At 55.7% G+C, this 23,072-nt stretch carries 18 protein-coding genes and 1 pseudogene; 7 read left to right on the top strand and 12 right to left on the bottom strand.

Annotated features, from left to right (window positions below; translation table 11 throughout):
- Positions 1-11: 11 nt before the first annotated feature.
- Complete coding sequence (locus HMPREF0573_RS08705; RefSeq protein ID WP_013189599.1) at positions 12-1,526, bottom strand: class I SAM-dependent RNA methyltransferase; 1,515 nt, start codon at positions 1,524-1,526, stop codon at positions 12-14.
- On the bottom strand, positions 1,516-3,372 hold the full coding sequence (locus tag HMPREF0573_RS08710; RefSeq protein ID WP_013189600.1) for a hypothetical protein: 1,857 nt from the start codon (positions 3,370-3,372) through the stop codon (positions 1,516-1,518). Before HMPREF0573_RS08710 ends, HMPREF0573_RS08705 begins: the two co-directional genes overlap by 11 nt.
- A gap of 98 nt (positions 3,373-3,470) precedes the next feature.
- Between HMPREF0573_RS08710 and HMPREF0573_RS08715 the strand changes: the two genes are divergently transcribed.
- Both HMPREF0573_RS08715 and HMPREF0573_RS09675 read left to right on the top strand, forming a co-directional pair.
- Positions 3,471-4,130 (top strand): potassium channel family protein, encoded by a 660-nt coding sequence (locus tag HMPREF0573_RS08715; protein ID WP_041798081.1) that lies wholly within the window; start codon positions 3,471-3,473, stop codon positions 4,128-4,130.
- Between the two features lie 2 nt (positions 4,131-4,132).
- On the top strand, positions 4,133-4,942 hold the full coding sequence (locus tag HMPREF0573_RS09675) for a potassium channel family protein (RefSeq protein ID WP_004010612.1): 810 nt from the start codon (positions 4,133-4,135) through the stop codon (positions 4,940-4,942).
- A 12-nt stretch (positions 4,943-4,954) separates the two neighbouring features.
- Here the strand turns inward: HMPREF0573_RS09675 and HMPREF0573_RS08720 are convergent.
- From HMPREF0573_RS08720 to HMPREF0573_RS08735, 4 genes and pseudogenes are all read right to left on the bottom strand, one after another.
- Positions 4,955-5,572: pseudogene (locus HMPREF0573_RS08720) on the bottom strand (DUF3159 domain-containing protein); the annotation flags it as partial.
- The gene (locus HMPREF0573_RS08725) at positions 5,565-5,822 is read right to left on the bottom strand and encodes a single stranded DNA-binding domain-containing protein (RefSeq protein ID WP_004006717.1); all 258 of its coding nucleotides are present in this window, start codon (positions 5,820-5,822) and stop codon (positions 5,565-5,567) included. The pseudogene HMPREF0573_RS08720 and the gene HMPREF0573_RS08725, both read right to left, overlap by 8 nt.
- A 26-nt stretch (positions 5,823-5,848) precedes the next feature.
- Positions 5,849-6,559 carry a DUF3710 domain-containing protein gene (locus HMPREF0573_RS08730; protein WP_013189602.1) on the bottom strand — a complete coding sequence of 237 codons (711 nt, stop codon included), beginning with the start codon at positions 6,557-6,559 and terminating at the stop codon, positions 5,849-5,851.
- Positions 6,559-6,864 carry a DUF4193 domain-containing protein gene (locus tag HMPREF0573_RS08735; RefSeq protein WP_004006715.1) on the bottom strand — a complete coding sequence of 102 codons (306 nt, stop codon included), beginning with the start codon at positions 6,862-6,864 and terminating at the stop codon, positions 6,559-6,561. The genes HMPREF0573_RS08730 and HMPREF0573_RS08735 overlap by 1 nt, the downstream gene beginning before the upstream one ends.
- Positions 6,865-7,003: 139 nt before the next feature.
- Here HMPREF0573_RS08735 and sepH point away from each other — a divergent pair, with 139 nt between their 5' ends.
- A complete protein-coding gene (sepH, locus tag HMPREF0573_RS08740; protein ID WP_004006714.1) occupies positions 7,004-8,089 on the top strand; it encodes a septation protein SepH in 1,086 nt (361 codons plus the stop codon).
- A 7-nt stretch (positions 8,090-8,096) separates the two neighbouring features.
- On the opposite strand, the gene HMPREF0573_RS08745 is transcribed toward sepH, so the two are convergent.
- Complete coding sequence (locus tag HMPREF0573_RS08745; protein ID WP_013189603.1) at positions 8,097-9,272, bottom strand: alkaline phosphatase family protein; 1,176 nt, start codon at positions 9,270-9,272, stop codon at positions 8,097-8,099.
- A gap of 77 nt (positions 9,273-9,349) precedes the next feature.
- Between HMPREF0573_RS08745 and HMPREF0573_RS08750 the strand changes: the two genes are divergently transcribed.
- Positions 9,350-11,884 (top strand): DNA gyrase/topoisomerase IV subunit A, encoded by a 2,535-nt coding sequence (locus HMPREF0573_RS08750; RefSeq protein ID WP_013189604.1) that lies wholly within the window; start codon positions 9,350-9,352, stop codon positions 11,882-11,884.
- Between the two features lie 81 nt (positions 11,885-11,965).
- Here HMPREF0573_RS08750 and HMPREF0573_RS08755 read toward each other — a convergent pair whose 3' ends face one another.
- Together HMPREF0573_RS08755 and HMPREF0573_RS08760 are read right to left on the bottom strand one after the other, a co-directional pair.
- On the bottom strand, positions 11,966-13,057 hold the full coding sequence (locus tag HMPREF0573_RS08755) for an N-acetyltransferase (RefSeq protein ID WP_236589595.1): 1,092 nt from the start codon (positions 13,055-13,057) through the stop codon (positions 11,966-11,968).
- An 89-nt stretch (positions 13,058-13,146) separates the two neighbouring features.
- Positions 13,147-15,258, bottom strand: a complete 2,112-nt coding sequence (locus tag HMPREF0573_RS08760; RefSeq protein ID WP_004010607.1) for a DNA gyrase/topoisomerase IV subunit B — start codon at positions 15,256-15,258, stop codon at positions 13,147-13,149.
- A 165-nt stretch (positions 15,259-15,423) separates the two neighbouring features.
- Here HMPREF0573_RS08760 and HMPREF0573_RS08765 point away from each other — a divergent pair, with 165 nt between their 5' ends.
- Positions 15,424-15,879 (top strand): GNAT family N-acetyltransferase, encoded by a 456-nt coding sequence (locus tag HMPREF0573_RS08765; RefSeq protein ID WP_013189606.1) that lies wholly within the window; start codon positions 15,424-15,426, stop codon positions 15,877-15,879.
- Between the two features lie 276 nt (positions 15,880-16,155).
- Here HMPREF0573_RS08765 and HMPREF0573_RS08770 read toward each other — a convergent pair whose 3' ends face one another.
- Positions 16,156-17,847, bottom strand: a complete 1,692-nt coding sequence (locus HMPREF0573_RS08770; protein ID WP_013189607.1) for an RNA polymerase sigma factor — start codon at positions 17,845-17,847, stop codon at positions 16,156-16,158.
- Between the two features lie 97 nt (positions 17,848-17,944).
- On the opposite strand from HMPREF0573_RS08770, the gene HMPREF0573_RS08775 reads away from it, so the two are divergent.
- A complete protein-coding gene (locus HMPREF0573_RS08775; protein ID WP_013189608.1) occupies positions 17,945-19,030 on the top strand; it encodes a polyprenyl synthetase family protein in 1,086 nt (361 codons plus the stop codon).
- Between the two features lie 14 nt (positions 19,031-19,044).
- On the opposite strand, the gene HMPREF0573_RS08780 is transcribed toward HMPREF0573_RS08775, so the two are convergent.
- Entirely contained in the window at positions 19,045-19,416 is a 372-nt protein-coding gene (locus HMPREF0573_RS08780; RefSeq protein WP_004010604.1) for an Rv2175c family DNA-binding protein, read from the bottom strand.
- Between the two features lie 179 nt (positions 19,417-19,595).
- Between HMPREF0573_RS08780 and pknB the strand changes: the two genes are divergently transcribed.
- The gene (gene pknB / locus HMPREF0573_RS08785) at positions 19,596-21,587 is read left to right on the top strand and encodes a Stk1 family PASTA domain-containing Ser/Thr kinase (RefSeq protein WP_013189609.1); all 1,992 of its coding nucleotides are present in this window, start codon (positions 19,596-19,598) and stop codon (positions 21,585-21,587) included.
- Positions 21,588-21,668: 81 nt separating this feature from the next.
- Here the strand turns inward: pknB and HMPREF0573_RS08790 are convergent, their stop codons facing one another.
- Positions 21,669-23,063 carry a class II 3-deoxy-7-phosphoheptulonate synthase gene (locus tag HMPREF0573_RS08790; RefSeq protein ID WP_013189610.1) on the bottom strand — a complete coding sequence of 465 codons (1,395 nt, stop codon included), beginning with the start codon at positions 23,061-23,063 and terminating at the stop codon, positions 21,669-21,671.
- Positions 23,064-23,072: the final 9 nt, after the last annotated feature.

Here is a 23,072-nt window from a genome sequence, read left to right on the forward strand (position 1 = left end):
TTAGTATAACATTACAACATCTTAAAATGCTTCAACGCATCTAAAATAGCTTCTTCTTTTTGAATTGGACACTGTGGAACTTTCTGCTTCTCGTTCTTTGGAATATTATAGTGTTCTCTAACTTCTAAACCATGCTTTTTCTTAACTTGTGCAATGTACCGAGTAGATACTTTAAACCTAAACTTTTCCAAAACATAGTTTTGAATTTGTTTATATGTTGCCTTACTCCCCGCACTTGTCAAATCCATCTCATCCAGCTCAATTTCAACACTTATGTGCTTTTCGACATCGAGTTTGGACAAAAGTGCTACCGTCTCCACGTGGCTGGTGTAGGGGAATAAATCGAAGACTCGCCAAGTCTTAACCCGGTAACCCAACTGACGCATGGTTTCCAGGTCCCGCGCACAGCTAACCGGGTCGCAGGAAAATAACGCCACCAAATCCGGATGCTGCGCACAAATCGCTCGTGCCACCGCTTTACCCAAACCCAATCGTGGCGGATCAGCCACCACCAACGTGCCCTGACTAACCATCTCTCCCATCGGCAAAGAACGCAACAACTGTGGGGAAACATCACCGCGCCGTACCTCTACCTGGTCAAAACCAGCCTTCGCTAAATTGTAGGCAGCGGATTTCGTCGCCGGACCGTCACCTTCCACCGTGGTCAAACGCCCTTTTGCGCCCAGCCCCTGAGCCAGGAACAGTGAAAACAGCCCTGAACCGGAATAGAGCTCCCACGCTTCAAATCCCTCTATCTGACCAAGAGCATCCCGAAGTGCCGCCGCGAGGATTGCGGGGGCACGCCGGTCAGTCTGCCAAAATGACCCGGAAAAAATTCGGTATGTAAAAGTCAGGTCATCCACGTGGACCGTCTCCCGCACCCGCGAGGTTGTCGGCTCTCCGTCCACGCTCAAAGTCTGTCCATCGACAAACAGTACCGGCGCGGAGCTTGACGGAGCAATGACGCGCAGACGGGTTCCCGGCGTAAACTCCCAATGCCGCCGGAACAAATCCAAGTCGACCAACTCAGGCACCAGCAGCGGAAAAGAACGCACCGTATGGACATTGTGAGCCGCAGCTTCATACATGCCCAGCCCCCCGCCTTCGCAGACCGTAAAGCTCACGCGGGTACGACCCGGCTCAGAACCAGACGATTCCACTTCCCAACCGGGATGCGCCTGATCCAGTTCCGCCAATAGTTCCGAACTGCCATTTCGCCGGATGGCGTCGCGCACCACGTCACGCTTCCAACGCAACTGAGCGGGATAAGCAACGTGCCCCAGTTCCACCCCGCCCAAGTCTTTGGTCTCCCCCTCGGGCCAGATGTGTGGGACCCGATCCGCACTGGCTGTTTTCACCTGCACGACTCGCCCATAGGCAACTTTGGACCGCTCAGAAGTAACTTCTACCTCTACCGTTTCTCCCGGAAGTCCCCCTCGAACCATGATGACTTTGCCTGCAGCCAGACGCCCCACGCAATATCCACCGTGAGCCGGTCCGCCCAGCGTAATGATTTCAGTTTGCATCAGATTCCTTTCCCCCCAATAAGCTGACCCAGGTGATTGTCACTCGTGCCAGTCGCACCAAATGACGAGCATAAGTGCGTTCAGCGGCATTGTGTAGCAATCCCAAAGCTTTACATTTCGGCACGTATCTCGGCAAATATACCGAGATAGAGGTCAGCGGATCCATATCAAGTTTCGCGTTGAGATATTTCTGAACCGACTGCAGGCGGTTACCGCCCTCGTTCGGAATCAGGGTCAACGTAGCGGTGATTCCTAACTCCTGCCACTGGTGACGCACCGCCGTTTCATCCTCATCTGGCTCAAGCACGTGTACTACCTCGACATTAGGGTGATGCGCCGCCCACGCGTAACGGATGGCTTTTAGGGCAGACGCATTAAAACGCGACACCAGCACGAGGGCGAGAGTATGTTTCACCGGGGTTTCGGCGTGTTCGAGCTGCGACATTTTGTATTGCACCCTTCGGTAATAAAAGTTGAGTATGTAAATGAGCAGTCCCAGTCCGACCCAGGTGGCCAGCACATAGAACTCAAAAAATGAGTTAAACGCCACCGAAACCACAATCAGGATAATCAAGCTAATAATGACGCTGATAATGGCAATCCGGTAATACCGCTTGGATTGACGCCGCTGCGCGAAGGTAACCCCGCTGTGGAACCGAGAACGCCACATGCGCATCCGCGCGACCTGACCTAGGAAGCTAGAGATTGCCACGAAGGTCACCCAGGTCAGCGCCGCCACTCCCATACGGCTGTGCACCGTCAGCGCTACCCCGAACGTGACCGTCATGAATATCAAAATTGAAGCCGAACGACCTCGGCGCATCCACGACACGGGAACCTGATGTACCGTCAGGTCATGTCTGCTCAAATCAGCGAGCAAAGTGGAGGCGCTGGAGATATAGATGTAAGCACTTATCAAGCATCCCACCGCGAACAGAGACATGACCGGGATGACCAACCACCCATGCTTGTCCAGCAAAACACCCAGCAATAAAGCCAGGTTGCCCGGTCCTTGAATCACCGTATCCAAGCGGGTCCAATGGAATCCGGCAACCGTAAACGACAGATAGACCGTAGCGGCAAACATGGCTGCTGCTGAACCACCTAGAATCCGGAATATCAGCCCCGAAAGCGGCTGGCGATTCTCGTTGCGGAACAAAGTCACCGCGGGGGTCACGGGCACCAGCAGCAGCGCGGCTACAGCAGCAGCCCTCCACCCAGACTCCAGATTTGCATCGGCGACGGCGTTCTTGGCTTTCGTGGTGGAACTGAGCAACTCCAGCAAACCGGGCTTGGCTCCATTGCGCAGGTAATGCCAGAAACCGTATGCCAGCAGCAGAAAACCAACCACGAATATAATCAGGGTGAGCCACGGAATCACCTTGCGGACAGGTTCGGGACGAAACAGCGCCAGCAACAGCAAGACGAAACCGGAAATTAAAATCCACACCCGATAACTTTCGGGCAGCCCCACGGAAACCACGATGAACGTGGTAGCGGTAGAGACCAACGCAGCTACGGCAACGACCATCGCCAGCAATGACGCCGCCGCGGTGAGGGCACCGAGAAACGAACCTAAGTTGGCTTGCACCAAGGCGGCTGTGGAATCTAAACGGTGGGTTTGCCCCAGGGAATACCCGTGGGCGAGCGTTGTTATCAACCCAGCAATCAGCATAAACGCTACAATCCACAGGGCTACTGCGGAGAAAATCGGTCCCGAATATGCAATCAAAGAGGGGAATACCGAAGCCGCAATGAGGGCAGGGAACCAAAATTTTGGTGCAAAGAATGCCAGCTGGATAAAGTTCTCCCGCCAGCCCTCTCGAGGAGTCAGATTCTTCAACACGTCTCAACTTTAGCCGCTCGGATTCAAACCGGAAAGAATTTACCTCCCGAACCCCTGAAATGTCGCCGATTTTAAGCCTTTCAGGTTATGTTTTAAGAGTGCATTTTGTAATCATGGGCTGTGGACGCGTCGGAACCACGCTGGCGAAAGCGATTGAGGACCGGGGGCACACCCTGGCAATTATTGACAACAACACGGAATCTTTCCGCCGGCTGTACAAAAATTTTCAGGGGCAAAAGCTGACTGGTGAAGGGTATGACCGCAACACCCAGCTCCAGGCTGGCATCGAGGACGCCTACGCTTTCGCGGCGGTGGCTGATGATGACAATGCCAATATCCTGGCGGCACGCATGGCTCGCGAAATTTATCATGTAAAGAAAGTGGTGGCACGAATTTCCGACCCCCGTCGCGCTGAAGTCTATGAACGGTTGGGTATCCCCACTGTCGGTTCGGTGGATCGCACCACCGCATTATTGCTGGCGCGAGTCTTGCCGCTACCCCCGGATGTCGTATATACCGAGGACACCGGATATTTGAGTCTGTGCCGCGTGCCCGTGGGCCCCAGCTGGGTCGGGCACGAGATTTCCGCTTTAGAGGCTGAGCTGGGGATTCGAGCGGCTTATGTCCTGCGTTTTTCGAAAGTGCTGATGGTTGAGGCTTCGACCGTGTTACAGGAAAACGACGAGTTGTTTTATTTCGTTGCCGAGTCTCAACGTGAAGCGGTGGCATCCCGTTTGGCGAGGAATTTCAAGGAGTAATCATGCTGATTGTTATTGCCGGGGCGGGCTCAATCGGTCGCTCCATCGCCAGGGAGCTGCTAGCCAGGGGGCATCAGGTCACAATTGCCGACTCCAGCCCCGAGGCGATGAAAGTTTCCTCAGTTCCAGAGGCGAACTGGATTCTGGGAGATTTATCCACTCCCGAGACCATGGAACAGGCGGGGGCAGCGCAAGCCGATGTGGTCGTTGCGTCTACCGGCAACGACCAGGCTAATCTGGTTATTGCACTTCTGGCCAAGACCCAGTTCGGGGTACCTCGGGTGGTGGGTCGGATTAATAATCCCAAGAATGAGTGGATGTTCAATGAGTCTTGGGGCGTGGACGTGCCGATTTCTACTCCCCGGATGATGACTGCCCTGGTCGAGGAGGCCTTGAGCGTTGGTACTTTGGTGCCGATATTCCGGTTCAATAACTCCCACAACGGATTATTTTCTATAGTCCTTTCCGCTGATTCCCCAGTTTTGGGCAGGAACCCGGGCGAAATTGAGTGGCCCACGGGGGTTTTGCTGACTGCGGTCATGCAAGACGGAACAGCGCTGGCTCCGCACCTGGTCGCGAGTTTACGTGCTTCAGATCAGCTGTTGTTCCTGTTCCCCGAGCAGAATGAAGAAGCGATTGCCCAGGTCGGAAAGCTTCTGACAGTTACGGACGCCGCGGATTCAGCAAGCGCTGTCGGGGGTGTGGGCAGCGTCGGTGTCGGAGGAACCGACGCCAGCGAGACCGGAGTCGAGGAACTTCCCGTGAGTGCGACGCAGCAGGAGCCAACTCAGGTAGAGCGCCACGGCGAATAGCGGCACACCCAACAGAATCTGGAAGGTTCCCAGCCAGGGCACGTTTCCTCCCAGGTAGAGAGGTGTTTTCACAGCTAGACGGAGCGTGAATACTCCCAGCCAGATGACTGTCACCGCGTAATATGCCTGTTTATCTGCCTTCAGTCTCGGATTTGTCCGCCAGCGCAAACCCTGGGCACGAAACCATCCGACTAACAGACCGATAACGGGGAAACGCACCAAAATCGACACCAAAATCACGGTGGCATAAACCGCATTAATAATCAGGCTCAGCAAGAAGTAGTTCTCGCCTTTGCCGCTGAACATGGCCCACAGCACACCGATGATGACGACCCAGAATCCTGCAAATGCTTGCATAATCGAGGAATGACCAATAAGCCGCGCGATAATCAAGCCCACAGCAAAGCCCAACGAAATCGCACCGGCTTTCAGGACATCGCAGCCTGCCACAAACGCCACCACAAAAACCAGCGTCGGTCCGATGGACTCGATAATGCCGCGCCACCCCCCTACGGCTTGGCGAAGGGAGAATTCTTCCGCATCCAGCTTGCCCCCCATGTTCCGCCCCAGGGTATCTTTGAAGTCATTGAGCCCGGCAATAATCGCTTCTTGGTCGTTTTCTTTACTCATTCGTTGCTCCCAAGAGGTGATAGTCAGGGTTAATCAGTTCTACACCGTCCGACCCTTGTAACGGAATGCCGCACACTTGCAGACGGCGCCCCAAGGTCACTCCGGGAACCTCCATCCGCCCCAGCCAGCGCACGTTAATGAATCCCCCGGCAGTTTCCAGACATATCCGGAAAGACGGTACGTCGGCGGGAGACAGGAAAGACGTGGAAAGCACGGTGCCGACACGCGTAATCTGTTGACGTGGTGACATGGTTAACTCGTCTGCTCGCCGCGCGATTAGGCTTGCTGCTGCTCGCGCAAAGCTGCCAACTGACGTGCCAAATCGTCAGGCAAAACCACGGGGATGACCGAGCGTGGACTCATCGGTCGGGAACCGCGCACCACCACGACCTGACGGACAGCTTTCTCCAACGCCTGCAAATCCGGGTCATCAGCTTGCACCATGCCGTTAAAAACCAAGCGCACAAACCAGTTCGGACCGTCCACTCCGCAATAGCGAACCTGTACGCGTCCCCGGTTGCCCTGAGCGTCTTGTGCTACTAACTGTACGAACAGTTCGGTACCGAAGCTTCCTTCGCGTTCTTCACAAGTGTTGCCCGCAGCGGTGGTCTCTCCGCGCACCTGCGCACGCAGTTCAGGCCACAAGCGCTTTGATTTCGGCGCGGCAACTGCCAGGAGTTCTACCGCTGCCTTACCAATCTGCATGGTCAGAGAACCAAAAGTTTTTTCATCCAGCGGAGATTCCGGATGCACCGCCAGACCGGGAATTTGAGGCAGCAAGAACACTCCGAAGTCTGCGTACTGGGAGGTGTCCTGGTCAGCAAGTTGTTTGACGTCCCGGGGACCTGCGGGCTGGTCTTTCGTCTCCACAGCCTCGGACGATACCGGAGCTGAATCGGGTGTCCCCGAGGTTACCGCACTGGTGGAATCGTCTTGAAGCTCACGAGCATTCGCAGTTTTCTGACGTCGCTTAAAAAACAGTCCCATCAGGCTACACCCGCACAATCCATGCACACCGGCTGACCGTTTTCCTCCCCAGCCAGTTGTGACGCATGATGCACAATAAAGCATTGTGAACACACGAACTCGTCGTCCTGTTTGGGAACTACCCGAACTGAGAGTTCCTCATTGGATAAATCCGCGCCAGGCAGCTCGAAGGAATCGGCAGCTTCATTCTCGTCCTCATCAACGGAAGCATCTTCGGAATTCTTTCGCTGAGTCTTTAACTCCTCGATGGATTCCTCAGGATTTTCCTCATCTCGCTTGCGCGGGGCATCGTAATCGGTGGCCATTGCACTCCCTTAAAATAAACGATTTGGTGCGTCGCGATATTAGCACTACTTTAAGGAAATTGCGACCTGTCGGCAACGCTACGGCGGGTTGACGTGAAAACTGCCCCCGATTTTGGCAATGTTTAGTCCAGGAGGAAAAATGCGCAGCCTTTCTTTGCTTGGAATTCATACTGACGGCGAACACCTTGTGTTAGTTGACACAGAAGGTGAACGCTTCCTTTTACCTCTCGACGAAGAGCTGCGCTCCATAGTGCGCCAGCAGCGTCGGAAAGTTGTGGCGGCGCTATCCGCTTCCAACACCCAGGATTTACGCCCCAAAGACATTCAAACTTTGATTCGCGGTGGCGCGTCCGCCCAAGAGGTCGCCACCAGCGCCGGCATGGACTTGGCTCAGGTGAAACGTTACGAAGCTCCGGTTTTGGCAGAACGGATTTATACTGCCCGTCAGGCTCAGGAAACTCGGGTTTCGCCTGATAAAGATGCCCCGGCTCTGGGCGAGTTGGTTATCGACCGCTTGGCGACCCGCGGAGTCAGCCCCACTTCCTTGATTTGGGATGCCACCCGGCAACCCGGCGAAAACTGGCTGGTTCACCTGGAGTTCGTACAGGACGCCAAAGCCCTGGAGGCAAACTGGGACTTTGACCACGAAAACCGCACGTTGACGGCATTGGACGAACAGGCACGCTGGCTGACAGAGACCGCTACCCCCGCCGGTTCCGACACCCTGCTGAGCCGAGGACATTTCCGCTTCGGTTCTGCCCCAGAGACTGAGGTTTCCCCCTCTCCAACCACCAAACCCATCCCGGAACAATCTCCAGAAACGAGCGCTACCGAAGCTCTGCTCGAAGAGCTGAACGCTGCTCGAGGAACCCGGCTTTCCGTGGTGACCGGAGACGAAGAAGACGATGTTTCCGCGATGGAGGCAGCCATTGCGTCCGGGTTTGCCCCGGATGCTGAGACTGCACCGCCAGCCGCACCCACTCCAGACGCTGTTTCGCCGCTCCCAGATGCGGACGTTTTGTCCCTCGAAGCCGCGAAACGCCAGTCTCCTCCAGCTGCCCAGTCACCCGCACTGCCCACAGATAGTGGCGTGTTACCGGGGATGGAAGATTTGCAGCCAAATCCAGCTCAGCCTGCCGCTGACACAGGTAGACACACCACACGCCGGGGGCGTGCTGCCATGCCTTCTTGGGACGAGATTCTGTTTGGCTCTAAGGCAGACTGAGAGAGACTCAGCTGACATAACGCAGCAGCGGAACGCGCATTTCTGATTCGCTCAAGCCCCCGTGCAGACCTTTCATCTGGAATACCTGTTCTTTGAAAAATCGCGAGTCCAAGGTCTGACCTGTCCCCGCTGCAAATATGACCACATCTCCCAACAGTTCCTTCCGGCGCACCGGGGTGCCGTTGTAGGCAGCAAATAAGGCTTCTGCCTGGTCGCGATTCAGCACTTTGGCTGGCCCCAGCAGTGTCTGCAGCGTTTCTTGCAGCACCGCTGCCGCTCCCGGCTGGGCGTGGACGTGCAGGACGCGTCCTTCCCCGCTGGCGTCAGCGATAAATTCTGCCGCCGCAGTCTTTGCCAAATCCACGGTGACTTCAGGGGACGTGTTCAACATGCCGTGATCTGCGGTGATGATGACCCTCACTCCTGGTGCCAGACTATCCAGCATGATTCCAATGGCGCGATCAGCCTTTTCCAAGTTTTTCACCCACTTATCGGATCCCACCCCGTAACCATGTCCGGCATGATCGACTTCTGCGATATAGAAATACGTCATTCCGCCCTGTTTCGACACGTTCGCGGCATCATGGGCTCGTGCCTCCAGGTTTTCAGAAGCCACATACGTCGCGCCCCGCAGGGCAGCTCGAGTCAGTCCGCCACCGATAAATTTTTTCGGTCCCAAAGCAAAAGCCGGAATTTTCGCCGCGTGCAGTCGCTCAAACCAAGTCGATTCGGGTTGGAATTCTTCGGTCCGTCCCGGATAATCCTCGAAGGTAATCAAGTTAAATTTCGCCTGTGCCACCGGGTCTATCAGCTGGTAGGACAGCATATTGTGCCGTCCGGGAGCCAGCCCGGTCAGAGTGGAAGTAATCGCGGCTGCAGTAGTGGAGGGGCACACGCTGCGAGCGGTTAAGGTCTGTCCCGAGGCTGTGGCGGCTTTCACCAGAGCACGTAAGTTCGGTGCATGTCCCAGGTATTCGTTCAAGTTCCACCATCCCAGACCGTCAATCAGGACGAGGACGACTGGGGCTCCGGCAGGGCTATCAGTCGAATCCGGGGCGGAGGGAGGCTGCTGAGGTAAGGTGGACCAGCCAGCAGCCGCAAATTCGCTTTCCAGCAGGGCATCGAGGCGTAAATCAGCATCGCCCGCAGCCATGATTTCAATGTGAAATTCCGTGTTGCTCACCCTTCCATTCAATCATTTCCGACCCCGCCGGTGTGGCAAGCGGCGTAAGAGCAGGAAAAATCGTAAGAATTGATGTCATGTCTGACTCCTCCCTCGAACGCATCCAAGACATCGACATCAACGAGGAAATGGAGCATTCCTTCCTGGAATATGCCTATTCAGTCATTCACGCGCGCGCCCTACCAGATGCGAAAGACGGGTTGAAACCAGTCCAGCGTCGCATCCTGTTTCAGATGAAACAAATGGGTCTGACACCTGATAAAGGGCACGTTAAGTCGCAACGTGTCGTTGGTGATGTCATGGGTAAGCTGCATCCGCACGGGGACTCTGCCATCTACGATGCCCTGGTGCGTCTGGCACAGCCTTTCACCATGCGCGTGCCGCTTATCGACGGTCACGGCAACTTCGGTTCGCTGGATGACGGCCCCGCCGCCGCGCGTTACACCGAGGCTCGCTTGGCTCCCGCCGCTTTGGCACTGGTGGACGATTTGGACGAGGACGTTGTCGATTTTGTGCCAAACTATGACAATCAGCTCACCCAGCCTGCGGTACTCCCAGCTGAGTTCCCGAATCTGCTGGTCAACGGCGCGAACGGGATCGCGGTAGGCATGGCGACTAACATTCCACCTCACAACGTGGGCGAAACGATTAACGCCGCCATTCACTTACTGGATCATCCGCAAGCCGACACCGCGGAACTGATGAAGTACTGCCCCGGTCCGGACCTTCCCGGAGGCGGAATTATTGTGGGCTTGGACGGAATCCGTGAAGCCTACGAAAACGGGAGAGGCATTTTTATCACTCGTGCCAGGGCGACCATCGAACAGGTCACGGCTCGTAAGCGTGGCATTGTCATTACTGAACTGCCTTACCAGGTCGGTCCCGAGCGAGTCGCGGAAAAACTGAAAGAATCTGTCAGCTCCGGAAAGGTCAAAGGCGTTTCGGGCTGGCAGGACCTCTCCGATCGGACGCACGGAATGCGCCTGGTGGTCGAGGTTAAGAACGGTTTTCACCCCGAAGCTGTTTTGGCTTCGCTGTATAAGTACACTCCCCTGCAGGAATCTTTCGGCATTAATACCGTCGCCCTGGTCGATGGCCAGCCGCGCACGCTGGGTCTGAAAGCAGCACTGCAGGTGTTTGTCGACCACCGTGTGGAGGTCACTCGACGGCGCAGCGAATTCCGTCTGAAGAAAAAGCAAGAACGCCTGCATTTGGTCGATGGGTTGCTCATTGCCGTGCTGAATCTGGATGAGGTCATCGAGGTCATTCGGACCTCGGATGATTCCGCCGCGGCTCGTCAACGTTTGATGACAGTATTCGATTTGTCCGAAGCCCAGGCGGAGTTCATCCTAGAGCTACGGTTGCGGCGGCTGACTAAGTTCTCCCGCCTGGAGCTGGAGGCGGAAGCTGATGAGCTGCGACAAGCGATTGCCGAACTGGAACAAATTTTGGCATCCACCGAAAAACTGCATGACGTGGTACGTTCCGATATGCGTCAGACCGCGGCGCGTCTGTCTACGCCACGTCGTACCGTGTTGCTGGAAGAGGACGGTTCAGCTGTGGCGGCTTCAAAAGACGCTGCACTGCCGGTTTTGGGGGCGATGACGGTGTCGGATGTGCCCCTGGAGGTTCCCGATGTACCGTGCCGGATTATCCTGGGTGCCGACGGGCGAGCTATCCGTTTGACACATACCGGTCCCGTGACCCGTTTAGAGGGTTTCAACAGCACCATCGCCGGCTCTATACTGACCCATACGCGAGGGTCTTTCGGAGTCGTGACTTCATCGGGTTTTGTGGTGCGTCTGGACGTGTTGAGTCTTCCTCCGGGGGAAAAGTCCTCATTGGCTGACTCTGCCGGCGCTAGTAGCGCAACTGCCGCAGGTTCAACCGAAACTGAGGATATAGAGTTGAGTCTCACGGAAAGTGCGCCCCTCTGGTCTTTTGACGGCGCCCCGCAACTATCAGCTGCAGCTCGTTTGGAGGACGGGGAAACTGTGGTCGGTATCCTCACCTTGGATGAAGACGAAACGGTCGGAATGATGACCGCACGCGGCATCGTGAAACGGATGCGACCGGACTATCCCAGTACCCAAGACCGCTTCAGCATCATCAATCTGGAGGGTACGGACCAGTTGATTTATGCCGGAGCTTGCCCGGATGACGCTCAAATCGTGATGATTTCAACGGATGCCCAGCTGCTGCGAACTCCCGCTAATAAAGTTCGCCCCCAGGGGCGCAATGCCGGCGGGGTCGCAGGTATGAGTCTGAAAGAACACACGCAGGTCATTGCCGGAGCTATCGTCCCTGATGAGCTGGTTGCAGCTACTACCGTCGCCACTGTCTCTGCCATTATGAACGCGATGCCGGGGGCGAATCAAAGTTCCATTAAACTCACACCGCTGGATCGCTATCCCGTAAAGGGTCGGGGCGCACAAGGGGTGCGAGTGCAGCGTTTCCTAAAGGGCGAGTATGCGCTCGATATGGCTTTTGTGGGTCCGGATCCAATACACGCCATCGATGCCCACGGTCAGCCAGTCAAACTGCCAGAATTAGACGAACGTAGGGATGGTTCTGGATCGAACTTGAAATCTAATATCGCCTATTTTGGCTAATACTCGATTGCAGTATATTTTCTATCCTCATCGTTGCGCCGGAGTCTGAGACGTCGAGAGACGCTCCCGCAAGCAGGGTCTTTACTGAGATTTACGCCCGATTTTCTCTCTTTTTCGCTTCAGTAGCGCCGTGGCAGACTCGCGATTCATTTTTGCGACTTCTTCTCGCAAGGCGGAAGCATCCGCAGGGTCTGTAGTTTCGGCAGGCAGGTTCACCACCCACTCAGTCGAACCTCCCGTAACTTCATACCCGAAATCAGTATAGAGTTGTGCAACCTCAGTCGGGTTTTCCTGATCCAATCCCACCGCGGCGTATTGCATTCCCGATTCTTGGTATGAAGCGATGGCATGAGATAGCAAAGCCGCCGCTACCTGCGTTTCCGCGTAATCAGGCAGGACCCCCAGGATTTCGGTATAACCTTGGGTGAACCCCATTGCCTCCCAATCTTGCTCATAGCGGGCGGATAGCAAATACCCGGCTATTTCGGCGACATCACTGGATTTGTCCAAGGCAATAAATGACCATTGCGGGGCAAAGAAGGGTCGGCTAGACTGCCAAGTCTGCATATCTTGGGCGGGCGCGCCGGCTGCTAAAGACATCAGCTCGTTGTGAGCCCGACGTACATGGTCATCAAAATCCGGTGACCACGGGATAATTTCCAGATATTGACCGGGGGCTACCAGTTCTCCCGGAGCTGCCAAATCACGACGCAATTCCAGATAAGTATGGGCGGGAAGAAAACCGCTGGCGCGCAGCTGTGGCTCGGCACCACTGGCTGCCTGGTCCACGAAACACACAATCTGGGCAGGACGCGGCTTGTCTGTCAGCATAGTGTGCGCAGTCTGGACTTCCCACTGGAAAATGATGGAACCGACCCCACGATTCCGCCAGCTCGCTCCCACTCCTCCGGAGCAAATCGCTTGTACTCCGTCGGTTTCGTCGATACGCACGATGGCGTAGGCGACCATCCGCGAGTCCTGATCCCAGGCGCTTAGTCCGCAAAATTCAGATTGAAAGATTGAATCAACTTCCGCCGGGGAAGTCCGGTAGGGCGGATTGTCGATACGTTCCATCTCGACAATGAGTCGCATCAGGTCTGGCTTATGCGTGACCTCCAGCGGTTTCCAGGTGAGTCCTGGAGTGGAAGCTGGGTACGCAAAAAGTTGAGCCAAATCTCCCCCTCGCTTGTTAGAAGCCGTTGCCATGACTTTGATTGGTTCCTGGTGAAATCGGACACCAATCCGGAGCTTATCTGACGATTCTAGGCGTCAATCATCTCGGCGTCCAACTTCGAAGCTCCCTCGATGATGAATTCTCGCCGCGGTGGCACTGCCGAACCCATCAACAACTCAAAGACCTCTTCTGCCCGATTGACAGCGGCTTCATCGCTTAAACGGATTCGCCGCAGCGTGCGGTGTTGCGGATCCATGGTCGTTTCTGCCAACTGGTCGGCGTCCATCTCGCCCAAGCCTTTGTAACGCTGAATGGGTTCCTTGTAGGTTCGTCCGGTCTGTTCCAGTTTCCCCAGCTCTTTATGGAGCTGATCCTCTGAATAGGTGTAGAGGAATTCGCCGGGCGTCTTGCCTTTCGCGTTGACCTGAATCCGGTGCAGCGGCGGGACGGCAGCAAAGACTCGACCTGCGGCAATCATGGGTCGCATATAGCGGAAGAACAGGGTCAACAGCAGCGTGCGGATATGCGCCCCATCCACGTCCGCATCCGTCATCATGATGACTTTGCCGTACCGGGCTTGTGAAATGTCGAAAGTGCGCCCCGACCCAGCCCCGAGGACCTGGATAATCGCCGCGCATTCCGCGTTAGCCAGCATTTGGGCAGTGCCGGTCTTTTGCACGTTGAGGATTTTGCCGCGAATCGGGAACAGAGCTTGAAATTCGGAGTTCCGAGCAGCTTTCGCGGTGCCCAGCGCAGAATCGCCCTCCACGATGAACAGCTCGGATTTCTCGACGTCGTCACTGCGGCAATCCACAAGTTTCGTCGGGAGAGTCGAGGTTTCCAGCGCGTTTTTCCGTCGCGTAATCTCTTTGGACAGCCGAGCGGACAGGCGTGAACGCATCTCTGCCACGATTTTGTCCAGAAGGGCGGAAACCTGGTTTTTATCCTCGCGTTTCCGGGAGTTCAGCTTTGCTTCCAGCTCCTCAGTCACGACTTTGGTCACAATCGGCTTGACTTTGGCGCTGCCCAGGGCTTCTTTTGTTTGCCCCTCAAATTCGGGTTCGGGCAAGCGCACGGTGATGACGGCGGTCATGCCTGTCAGAATGTCCTCTTTCTCGATTTTCGATTCTTTAGCGCCCAGTTTCAGACGCCGTGAGTTGGCTTGGATTGCCGCGCGCAGGGTTTTCACCAACCCCGCTTCGAAGCCCGCCAGGTGCGTGCCACCGACCGGGGTTTCGATAATGTTTACGTAGCTTTGTTCCACAGTGTCATAGCCCACTCCCCAGCGCAGCGCCACGTCGACCTCACAGGTGCGCTCCATCTCTTTAGGCTCCAAATGACCCGTCTGTTGGTTCGGCACTTGCACAATCTCCATGAAGGTGCCGCTCCCCTGTAACTGCCAAGTGTCAGTGATGGCACGGTCCGGCGCGAGATAGTCCACAAAGTCGACCGTACCGCCCTTGTGCAAGAACGTATCGGTGAGAGTTTCCTCTCCACGCAGGTCGGTGATGGTGATGGCCAGACCGGGAACCAGGAACGAGGTTTTGCGCGCCCGATTAGACAGGTCCTCGTAGCTGAAGTCAACCTCCTTGGGGAAAATCTGGTAGTCCGCCCAAAAGCGTACCCGCGTCCCGGTGGTACCTTTCTTAACCTTGCCGAGCTTCGTTAGCTTGGAGGAATCCTCGAAAGGTAGGAAAGCGTTGTTGGGGTTCAGTTCCTCCGTGTCGCTGAACACGCCGGGTTCGCCCCTACGAAACTGCAATCCGTGGGTGTAACCATCCCGGTCGACCGCCACGTCCATACGGGCGGACAGGGCGTTGACCACCGAGGCACCCACCCCGTGCAAACCTCCCGCGACCTTGTACAGTCCGGCATCGAATTTGCCGCCCGCGTGCAGTTTCGTGTAGACGACTTCCACACCGCTCAAGCCCGTGCCGGGCACTTCGTCTATCGGCACGCCACGACCGTTATCGCGCACTTCCGCTGAATGATCGGGATAAAGCACGACTTCGATGTGGTCACAGAACCCAGCCAAAGCTTCATCGACCGAGTTATCGATAATTTCCCACAGGCAATGCATGAGCCCGCGCTTATCAGTCGAGCCTATATACATAGCGGGACGCTTGCGCACCGCCTCCAGCCCTTCCAAGACGGAAAGGTGGTGGGCAGAGTAATCAGAGACATCTTTAGCTGTAACCACGGGCTATATCCTATGCGCCGTGGCGCTCCGGTTCAGGTTGCCTTGCCGGGCTTCGCGCTTTTTGCCCCCGCGCCCCCGGTTTTCACGCTGTGTCGCCACAGTAAACCGCTGGTAGACTAAAACGCTGATAACACATGAAAACCCACGACACAGGAGGCGTCGCCTTTGGAGCTGAAGGTTAAGACTTTTGCGCAACTCAGTAACACGGAACTGTATGCAATCTTGAAACTCAGGGTGGATGTTTTCGTGGTCGAACAGGCTTGCCCCTACCCGGAAATTGATGGGCGAGATGAGGATTCTCTGCACGTGTGGTTGGAAGAGGACGGCGAGATTCTGGCTTACCTGCGCGTCTTGGATCGCGGCGTGGAGAGCGAATATGTCTCGATTGGCCGCGTCATTGCTGCGCGCCGCCGCCAGGGCTTGGGTTCTGAAATCATGAAAGCGGGAATACGCGTGGCTCAAGAGCATTTCCACGCTGAAGCCATCTATCTGGAGGGACAGGTCTATGCCCAGGGGTTCTATGAAAACCTCGGGTTCCGTCAGATCTCCGAGCCCTACTTGGAGGACAATATCCCCCACATCAAGATGCTGCTCATACCAGCGGCGCAACGACTCAACTGATGTACCCAGCCGTGGAGCAATCTCGCTGATAGCCCGCCACTGCGTACACGACCTATCATCAGACAGACGATCACCAACCATCCTCACCGCACGATTCCTAAACTCCAGCGAACACCCCTGCGATATGTTCCAATCCTCTCAAAAACAGATAGGAACAAAACCCAGGACGCTTCATCACTCAGCTCAGGGCTACAGCGGCGCGACGTCCCCCAGACGTCGCTGATACGCCATCCCCGCCATCAACGCGATAGCACACTCGTCTAACGGGAGTCGCGGTTAGTTCAAGTAATCGCGCAAAGACTGAGAACGAGCCGGGTGACGCAGCTTGGACATTGTCTTGGCCTCAATCTGGCGGATACGCTCGCGGGTGACCCCGTAGCGGCGCCCGATTTCGTCCAGAGTCTTGGGTTGACCATCCTTGAGACCGAAACGCATGGCAATCACGCCAGATTCTCGTTCGCTCAACGTGTCCAAAACACGTTGTAGCTGTTCTTGGAGCATCATAAAGCTAACGGCATCGGCAGGCACTACTGCTTCGGAGTCTTCAATCAAATCCCCGAATTCAGAGTCACCGTCCTCACCCAGCGGGGTGTGCAGGGAAATCGGCTCGCGACCGTATTTCTGGACTTCCACGACCTTTTCTGGGGTCATTTCAAGTTCTTGCGCCAGCTCATCAGGGGTGGGTTCGCGTCCCAGATCCTGCAGCATTTGGCGTTGCACCCGCGCCAGTTTATTAATGACTTCCACCATGTGTACCGGAATCCGGATGGTACGCGCCTGGTCTGCCATAGCACGGGTGATGGCCTGACGAATCCACCAGGTGGCGTAGGTAGAGAACTTGTAACCTTTGGAATAATCGAATTTTTCTACCGCACGTATCAGACCTAAGTTGCCCTCTTGAATCAAGTCAAGGAACAACATACCACGTCCGGTATATTTCTTTGCCAGAGCCACTACCAAGCGCAGGTTTGCCTCTAGCAGGTGATTCTTTGCCATCTGCCCGTCTTGAACGACATAGTGCAGTTCCCGAATCTGTTTCGGAGTCATGGTTTCCTGCTTAGTCTTCAACAGGTGCTCCGCGTACAGACCAGCTTCGATGCGCTTGGACAGGTCCACTTCCTGTTCCGCGTTCAACAGCGCGACCTTGCCGATTTGCTTCAGGTAATCCTTGACCGGATCGGAAGTCGCCCCAGCTACGGTCACCTTTTGAGCCGGCTCGTCCGCATCATCTTTTTCGGAGAGGGTATATTCCGCACTGGTCGAGGATTTAGCTTTAGACCCTAGTTTGGTATCTTTCGATTTATCCTCGTGGGAAGCGTCCTCGTCCTCGTCGTCCTCAGTATCCTCAGCGTCTTCCTCACTGTCTGCATCATCTTCTTCGTCGTCGCCCTCGAGGTCTGCTAAATCCTCGATTTCCGGGTCTTCCAGCTCGCCTTCATCAGGTTCGTTGTCCTTATCTTCGACTTCTTCCTCGATTTCGTCCTCGACTTCGAGTTCCGGAGATTTTACAGACTCTTCAGGTAGTTCTTGATTGGTTGCAGACTTCCTCCGCTTCGTACCCGTGCTCGTCTCCGTGGCTTTTGCCTTGGAGGTCCGGGTTTTCCGAGTGGTGGTCTTTTCACCTGATTTGGCACTGGATTTTGCTCTGGTCTTGGTGGTGGATTTCGCCGCGGTTTTCCCTGCAGTTTTAGCGCCAGTCTTTGTGCTAGCTTTCCCGCCAGATTTAGCAGCGGTCTTGGTAGCCTTCGCTGCGGCGCTCTTGGATCCGGTCGATGCCTTAGATTTCGTTGCAGATTTGGCGGTTGATTTCGCCTCCGACTGCGCCTTAGAGACTTTCTGTCCCGCCTTGGTGCTAGCTTTCCGAGTGGTGGAACCAGCTTTGGCGCCTGCTGCCTTGCCGGCAGTCTTCCGAGTGGTAGTAGGGCTGGTTTCGCCTTGATTTTCAAGGGACTTTTCGCTGGTAGACACCGAGAACCTTTCGCATTGAGGAATTGTTTCAAAACGTACAAGGCACAATTATAATTTCATACTAACAAAATTGCTCATGACATGGTAAATTTGGGTCATGCTCGAGGAAATTTCCCTGATAGCTGACGTGCGCTCCGGAGTCAGCGCCCGACTTGCCGAGCCGTGGAAATATTGCAACAGCAAAGCCTTAACAAACGCGCAGCTAGACGGATTCTCTGCCCCCGCTAGCGGACTACTCACCCGGGGTAAGCGTTTCCGAGCCATCGCCGCCTACATGGGTTGGATTAGCGCCGCCGGTCCCCTGCGGACAGGTGAGATTCCCGACCAACTGCTGGACCTGGGCGCCAGTCTCGAGCTGTTTCAAACCTCAGCTCTGGTTCATGACGACATCATCGACAATGCCATAAAACGTCGCGGTCTACCTGCTGCGCAAATCGCATTTATGACGTCTTTCCCCATGGGTGGACCTCGTTTCGGCGATTCCGCTGCTATCTTGTGGGGAGACTTGCTCTATGCGGCTGCAAACTCTTACTTTTCCCAGGCCATCAGCACGCTTTCTGTGGAAAATGCCCATCGAGCCAGTAATTTCTTCGTTACGATGCAAGCCGAAGTGGCTTACGGACAGTTCCTCGACCTTTCCGCAGAGACTCGTGAGCTCTCACCTGATATGCCCCCCTCTCGGGAGGCGGCTATGGAAATTATCAAGCACAAGACCGCGCGTTACTCTGTAGTAATACCGCTGCTGTTGGGAGCGGCGTTGCGCGGCGCCAATGATTCCCTCATTGAGCAATTGGAAGGATTCGCCACTCCCTTGGGCGTGGCTTACCAGCTGCGTGACGACGATTTGGGGATTTTCGGAGATCAAGAACTGACCGGAAAACCCTCCGGTGACGATATTCGTTCTGGGAAACGTACTGCACAGCTCGCTCTCGCTTGGGAAATGACTGATGACCGAGGGCGAGACTACTTGATGCGCTACTGGGGAGCGCCGGACTTGACCCCACCCATCATCGACAACATTTGCGCCATTATCACCGGTTCCGGAGCGCGACGCGCGATTTCTGACCTGATGAATGAGCACCTGGAGCAATCCCAGGAATTCCTAGACGCTATGCCGTGCGACGCAGAGGTGAAACGACAACTCGCCGCTTTCGGTTCCTCCCTGGTGAACCGCGCCAGCTAATCAGCACTAACTATTCAGAGTGCCAAAGCTCCTGCCACCCGACGCACAGCTTTCTTGCGTCCCGCCCGCAGTGCATTCAACGGGGTGTCCCCTAGGCTGTCGTCCACGCTGAGCATCCAGTTCATTGCTTCGACATCGCTGAACCCGCCATCACGCAACAGGATTAAGGTACCCCGCAGGACCTCCAAGGGTCCGCAATAATCTCCCGCCGATTCAGCTGGCACCAGGAAGACCTGGGGAATACGCAGCTTTCCATCCTCTGGTGAGGGCAACGCTAGCAAAGATAATTCTTTGAGCCAGGAGCGGATAGCTTTCGGTTCCACACCCAGATAAGCCGCCGCTTCGCTGATAGTCAGCCAGTTATATTCCTTCCAGATTTCACTCACAATGCAAAACTAATGCAAAAAGCGGCGCGTCACGGGGAGGGACACAGAAATACGGAACAATTTAACCTAGACTTTTGGGCGTGAGTGACAAAGAAACGGAAAATTTCGACGGTACCGGAGCAACGACCGCGGTACCAGCACCCAAACCCACTTCTACAGGACGTCACTCCAACGGCAACATGCCCGATTCTTTCCCGCCTGCCCAGCCCACCCCCACCAGCCCTCAGGCGCCGCGGGAACCTACGGATCACTTGGTGGGACAGACTATTGATGGTCGTTACGTCATTGAAAAGAGACTCGCCCGCGGTGGGATGGCTACCGTGTATCGGGCACGAGACACGCGCCTGGACCGACCGGTAGCATTGAAAATTATGTACCCCCACCTGGCAGAGTCCCAGGACTTCGTCGCCCGGTTTCGCCGGGAGGCTCGAGCGGCAGCAAAACTGACCCATCCCGGTGTGGTCGCGGTGTATGACCAGGGTAGTGCCCAAGGCTCTAGCTACCTGGTGATGGAACTGGTAAAGGGTCCTAACCTGCGTACCTACCTGCGTTCACGGGGGTGCCTGCCGGTCAGTGAAGCCCTCCAAATCACCAGGGAAATTCTCCAAGCCCTCGCCGCTGCGCATCGCTCCGGTCTGGTTCACCGTGACGTGAAACCGGAAAACGTGCTGCTGCCAGAAACCGGTCAGGTAAAGGTCGCCGATTTCGGTTTGGCGCGTGCCGCCTCCGAAGTTACCGCTGCCACTACCGGTTCAATCTTGGGGACAGTGGCGTACCTGTCTCCCGAAACCGTGTCGGGAACAGCCGCAGATTCCCGCGTGGACGTTTACGCCACCGGCATCATGCTTTTCGAGCTTTTGGCTGGAGTCCCCCCGTTTTCCGGCGATTCTCCCATCCAAATCGCCTACGCCCACGTGAACCAAGACGTTCCACGCATCAGGGAGACCCAGCCCTGGGTGCCACAGTCCGTCGATGACCTGATTGCGAAACTCACGACACGGGATCCTGCCAAGCGACCTTTGAACGGGGATGCTGCCCTGGAACTGGTTGACGAAACCATTGCTGGGCTGAGTCCCACCGAAATGGCGCTGCACGGCGACGCTCAGCCCGCACCCGACACTGTTGAGGTCGACTCGGATCAGGAATTAACGCCGACTCTCAACGAAGTTCCCCTGCCCGGTGCCCCTGGCTCCCCTACGCATCACAAGTCTTGGTGGAAGCGCCGCCGGGAACGTCGGGCAAATTCCGTGCGTAACTCTGATACCCCATCCACAGATACTTCCCACCGAAAGACGCGGTGGTTCTTAATTGGGGGAATTATCGGCGCCATAGTCCTGCTAGCGGCTATCCTGACCTGGTTCTTTATGTGGGGACCGGGTTCGTATCGACCCATGGTGGACGTGGTCAACCAACAGTGGTCGGATGCCTCCAAATCCCTCACTGCCGCCGACGTAACTTTTGAACGTGTGGATGTGTTTGATGACAACGTTCCTGCCGGGAACGTAGCCCGTACCGATCCAGCGCCGGGTAAACCCTTGGGGCGTTTCCAGACCGCAAAGATTTTTGTCTCCAAGGGCGTCGAAATGCTGACGATGCCCGATTTGACGGGAAAGACTCAGGAAGATGCCTTGGAGCTGGTGAAAAAGGCTCGCTTCAACGCCCCGCAGATCAGCGAGGAATTCCATGACACCGTGCCGGAGGGGCAGGTTTCTGCCCAAGACCCTGCACCCAATGCCAGTGTGCCGCACAACACGATAGTTAAAGTTACGGTTTCCAAAGGTCGTCAGCCGGTTACGATGCTAGATTTGGTCGGCAAACCAGGTTCGGAAGCTCAAAGTGAATTGACCAAGGTTGGTTTACAGCCACAGGTTAAGGAAGAATTCTCGGATGGCGTTCCCAAAGGCAAGGTCATCAGCCAAAGTGTGGCTCCCAACACGACCCTCCACCGTCTCGACCAAGTGACCCTGGTGGTTTCTAAAGGTCCAGAGATGGCAGCAGTACCAAATGTATTTGGTAAAAGCGAAGGCGAGGCCCGCTCTGCCCTGGAGTCAGCTGGATTCACGGTGAATGTAAAGCGTACTTTCGGAGATTCCAAGCGGGTCTTGAATTCCAATCCAGGCGCCGGAACCCAAGCTAAAGTCGGATCCACGGTAACGATTACTCTGTTCTGAACGAACTTAAACCCGGCGGACCGGCGTCGCGACTGCCATTCAGAGTCTCCGGCAGGTTAAAGCGTTGCCACCGGTGACAGATTAAAAACCTAGCGCCGGGAAGTTCTCTAAATCTGCCGGTTGGATGCCCGGTTTCGCTTGCGCCAGCATTTGCGCCACTAAGAAAGCCAGTTCTAGAGCCTGTTGGTGGTTCAGACGCGGATCCACCAGGGTTTCGTAACGGTTTGCCAGGGCGGATTCGTCGATAGTTTCCGTACCGCCAACAATTTCGGTCACGTCCTCGCCCGTCAGTTCCACGTGAATGCCCCCCGGAACTGTCCCGATAGCCTCGTGAGCGGCAAAAAATCCCCGCACCTCGTCCAGAATCGTCTCAAAGTGACGAGTTTTGTAGCCCGAACCGGTCTTTACCGTGTTGCCGTGCATCGGATCGCACATCCACACCAGAGGAGTGCCGGTGTCTTTGCCGGCTTGCAGCAGGGGGGGAAGTTTTTCCCGGATATTGCTGGCTCCCATCCGGGTGATGAAAGTCAGGCGTCCCGCCACGCCCTCCGGGTTTAACCTTTCCACCAGCCCTTTCACATCATCGGGAGTCGAGTTCGGTCCGAGCTTAACGCCCAGAGGATTTTTCACCTGTGACAGTAAAGCCACGTGCGCCCCGTTCACTTGACGGGTGCGTTCTCCAATCCACAGGAAGTGTGCGGAAGTGTCATACAAATCACCGCTGATGGAATCCACGCGGGTCAGGGCATTTTCGTATTCCAGGAGCAACGCTTCATGCGAGGAATAGAACTCAGTGGTTCGCAGTGCATCGGAGGGAACCCCGGTAGCTTTCATGAACTGCATTGCCGCGTCAATCGCGGTAGCCAGGTCATCGAATTTTGCGTACGCCCGGTTACGCATAAAGCCTTTGTTCCACTCGTGAACTCGGCGCATATCGGCGTAACCGCCCTGGGTGAAGGCCCGAATCAGGTTCAGTGTGGCAGCTGAATACTGGTAGCAGGACATCAGCCGGTGCGGGTCAGGAGTACGCGACTCTGCGGTGAACTCGTGTCCGTTGACGGCATCGCCTCGGTAGGACTCTAACGTCACGCCGTCACGAGTTTCTGTATCAGCAGAACGGGGTTTGGCATACTGCCCCGCCATGCGACCCATTTTGATGACGGGCAGTCCCCCACCGTAAGCCAAAACGACTGCCATCTGCAGGATGGTCTGAATTTTCAGTTTCAAGTGGTCGGCAGTGGATTCAGCAAAAGTTTCGGCACAATCTCCGCCAGTCAGCACGAAAGCCTCCCCGACACAGGCTTGTGCCATCAAGTGTTGCAGTTCATTGACTTCCCCGGCAAAAACCAGTGGCGGACGCTGCTTCAATGCTGCACAGACCGCAGAGACCTGGTCTGGGTCAGGATAGCGCGGCTGCTGGAGGGCAGGTGCGCCACGCCACACAGTTTCAAAATCTCTAAGTGCATTCAAGACCATTTTCGCGTT

This window comes from Mobiluncus curtisii ATCC 43063 (assembly GCF_000196535.1).
Classification (GTDB): domain Bacteria; phylum Actinomycetota; class Actinomycetes; order Actinomycetales; family Actinomycetaceae; genus Mobiluncus; species Mobiluncus curtisii.

Bases quoted from the DNA above. Each gene is read 5' to 3' on its own strand.
- HMPREF0573_RS08790 (WP_013189610.1), bottom strand. From the start codon at position 23,063: ATGGTCTTGAATGCACTTAGAGATTTTGAAACTGTGTGGCGTGGCGCA.
- HMPREF0573_RS08705 (WP_013189599.1), bottom strand. From the start codon at position 1,526: ATGCAAACTGAAATCATTACGCTGGGCGGACCGGCTCACGGTGGATAT.
- pknB (WP_013189609.1), top strand. From the start codon at position 19,596: ATGCCCGATTCTTTCCCGCCTGCCCAGCCCACCCCCACCAGCCCTCAG.
- HMPREF0573_RS08725 (WP_004006717.1), bottom strand. From the start codon at position 5,822: ATGTCACCACGTCAACAGATTACGCGTGTCGGCACCGTGCTTTCCACG.
- HMPREF0573_RS08775 (WP_013189608.1), top strand. From the start codon at position 17,945: ATGCTCGAGGAAATTTCCCTGATAGCTGACGTGCGCTCCGGAGTCAGC.
- HMPREF0573_RS08750 (WP_013189604.1), top strand. From the start codon at position 9,350: ATGTCTGACTCCTCCCTCGAACGCATCCAAGACATCGACATCAACGAG.
- sepH (WP_004006714.1), top strand. From the start codon at position 7,004: ATGCGCAGCCTTTCTTTGCTTGGAATTCATACTGACGGCGAACACCTT.
- HMPREF0573_RS08730 (WP_013189602.1), bottom strand. From the start codon at position 6,559: ATGGGACTGTTTTTTAAGCGACGTCAGAAAACTGCGAATGCTCGTGAG.
- HMPREF0573_RS08735 (WP_004006715.1), bottom strand. From the start codon at position 6,864: ATGGCCACCGATTACGATGCCCCGCGCAAGCGAGATGAGGAAAATCCT.
- HMPREF0573_RS09675 (WP_004010612.1), top strand. From the start codon at position 4,133: ATGCTGATTGTTATTGCCGGGGCGGGCTCAATCGGTCGCTCCATCGCC.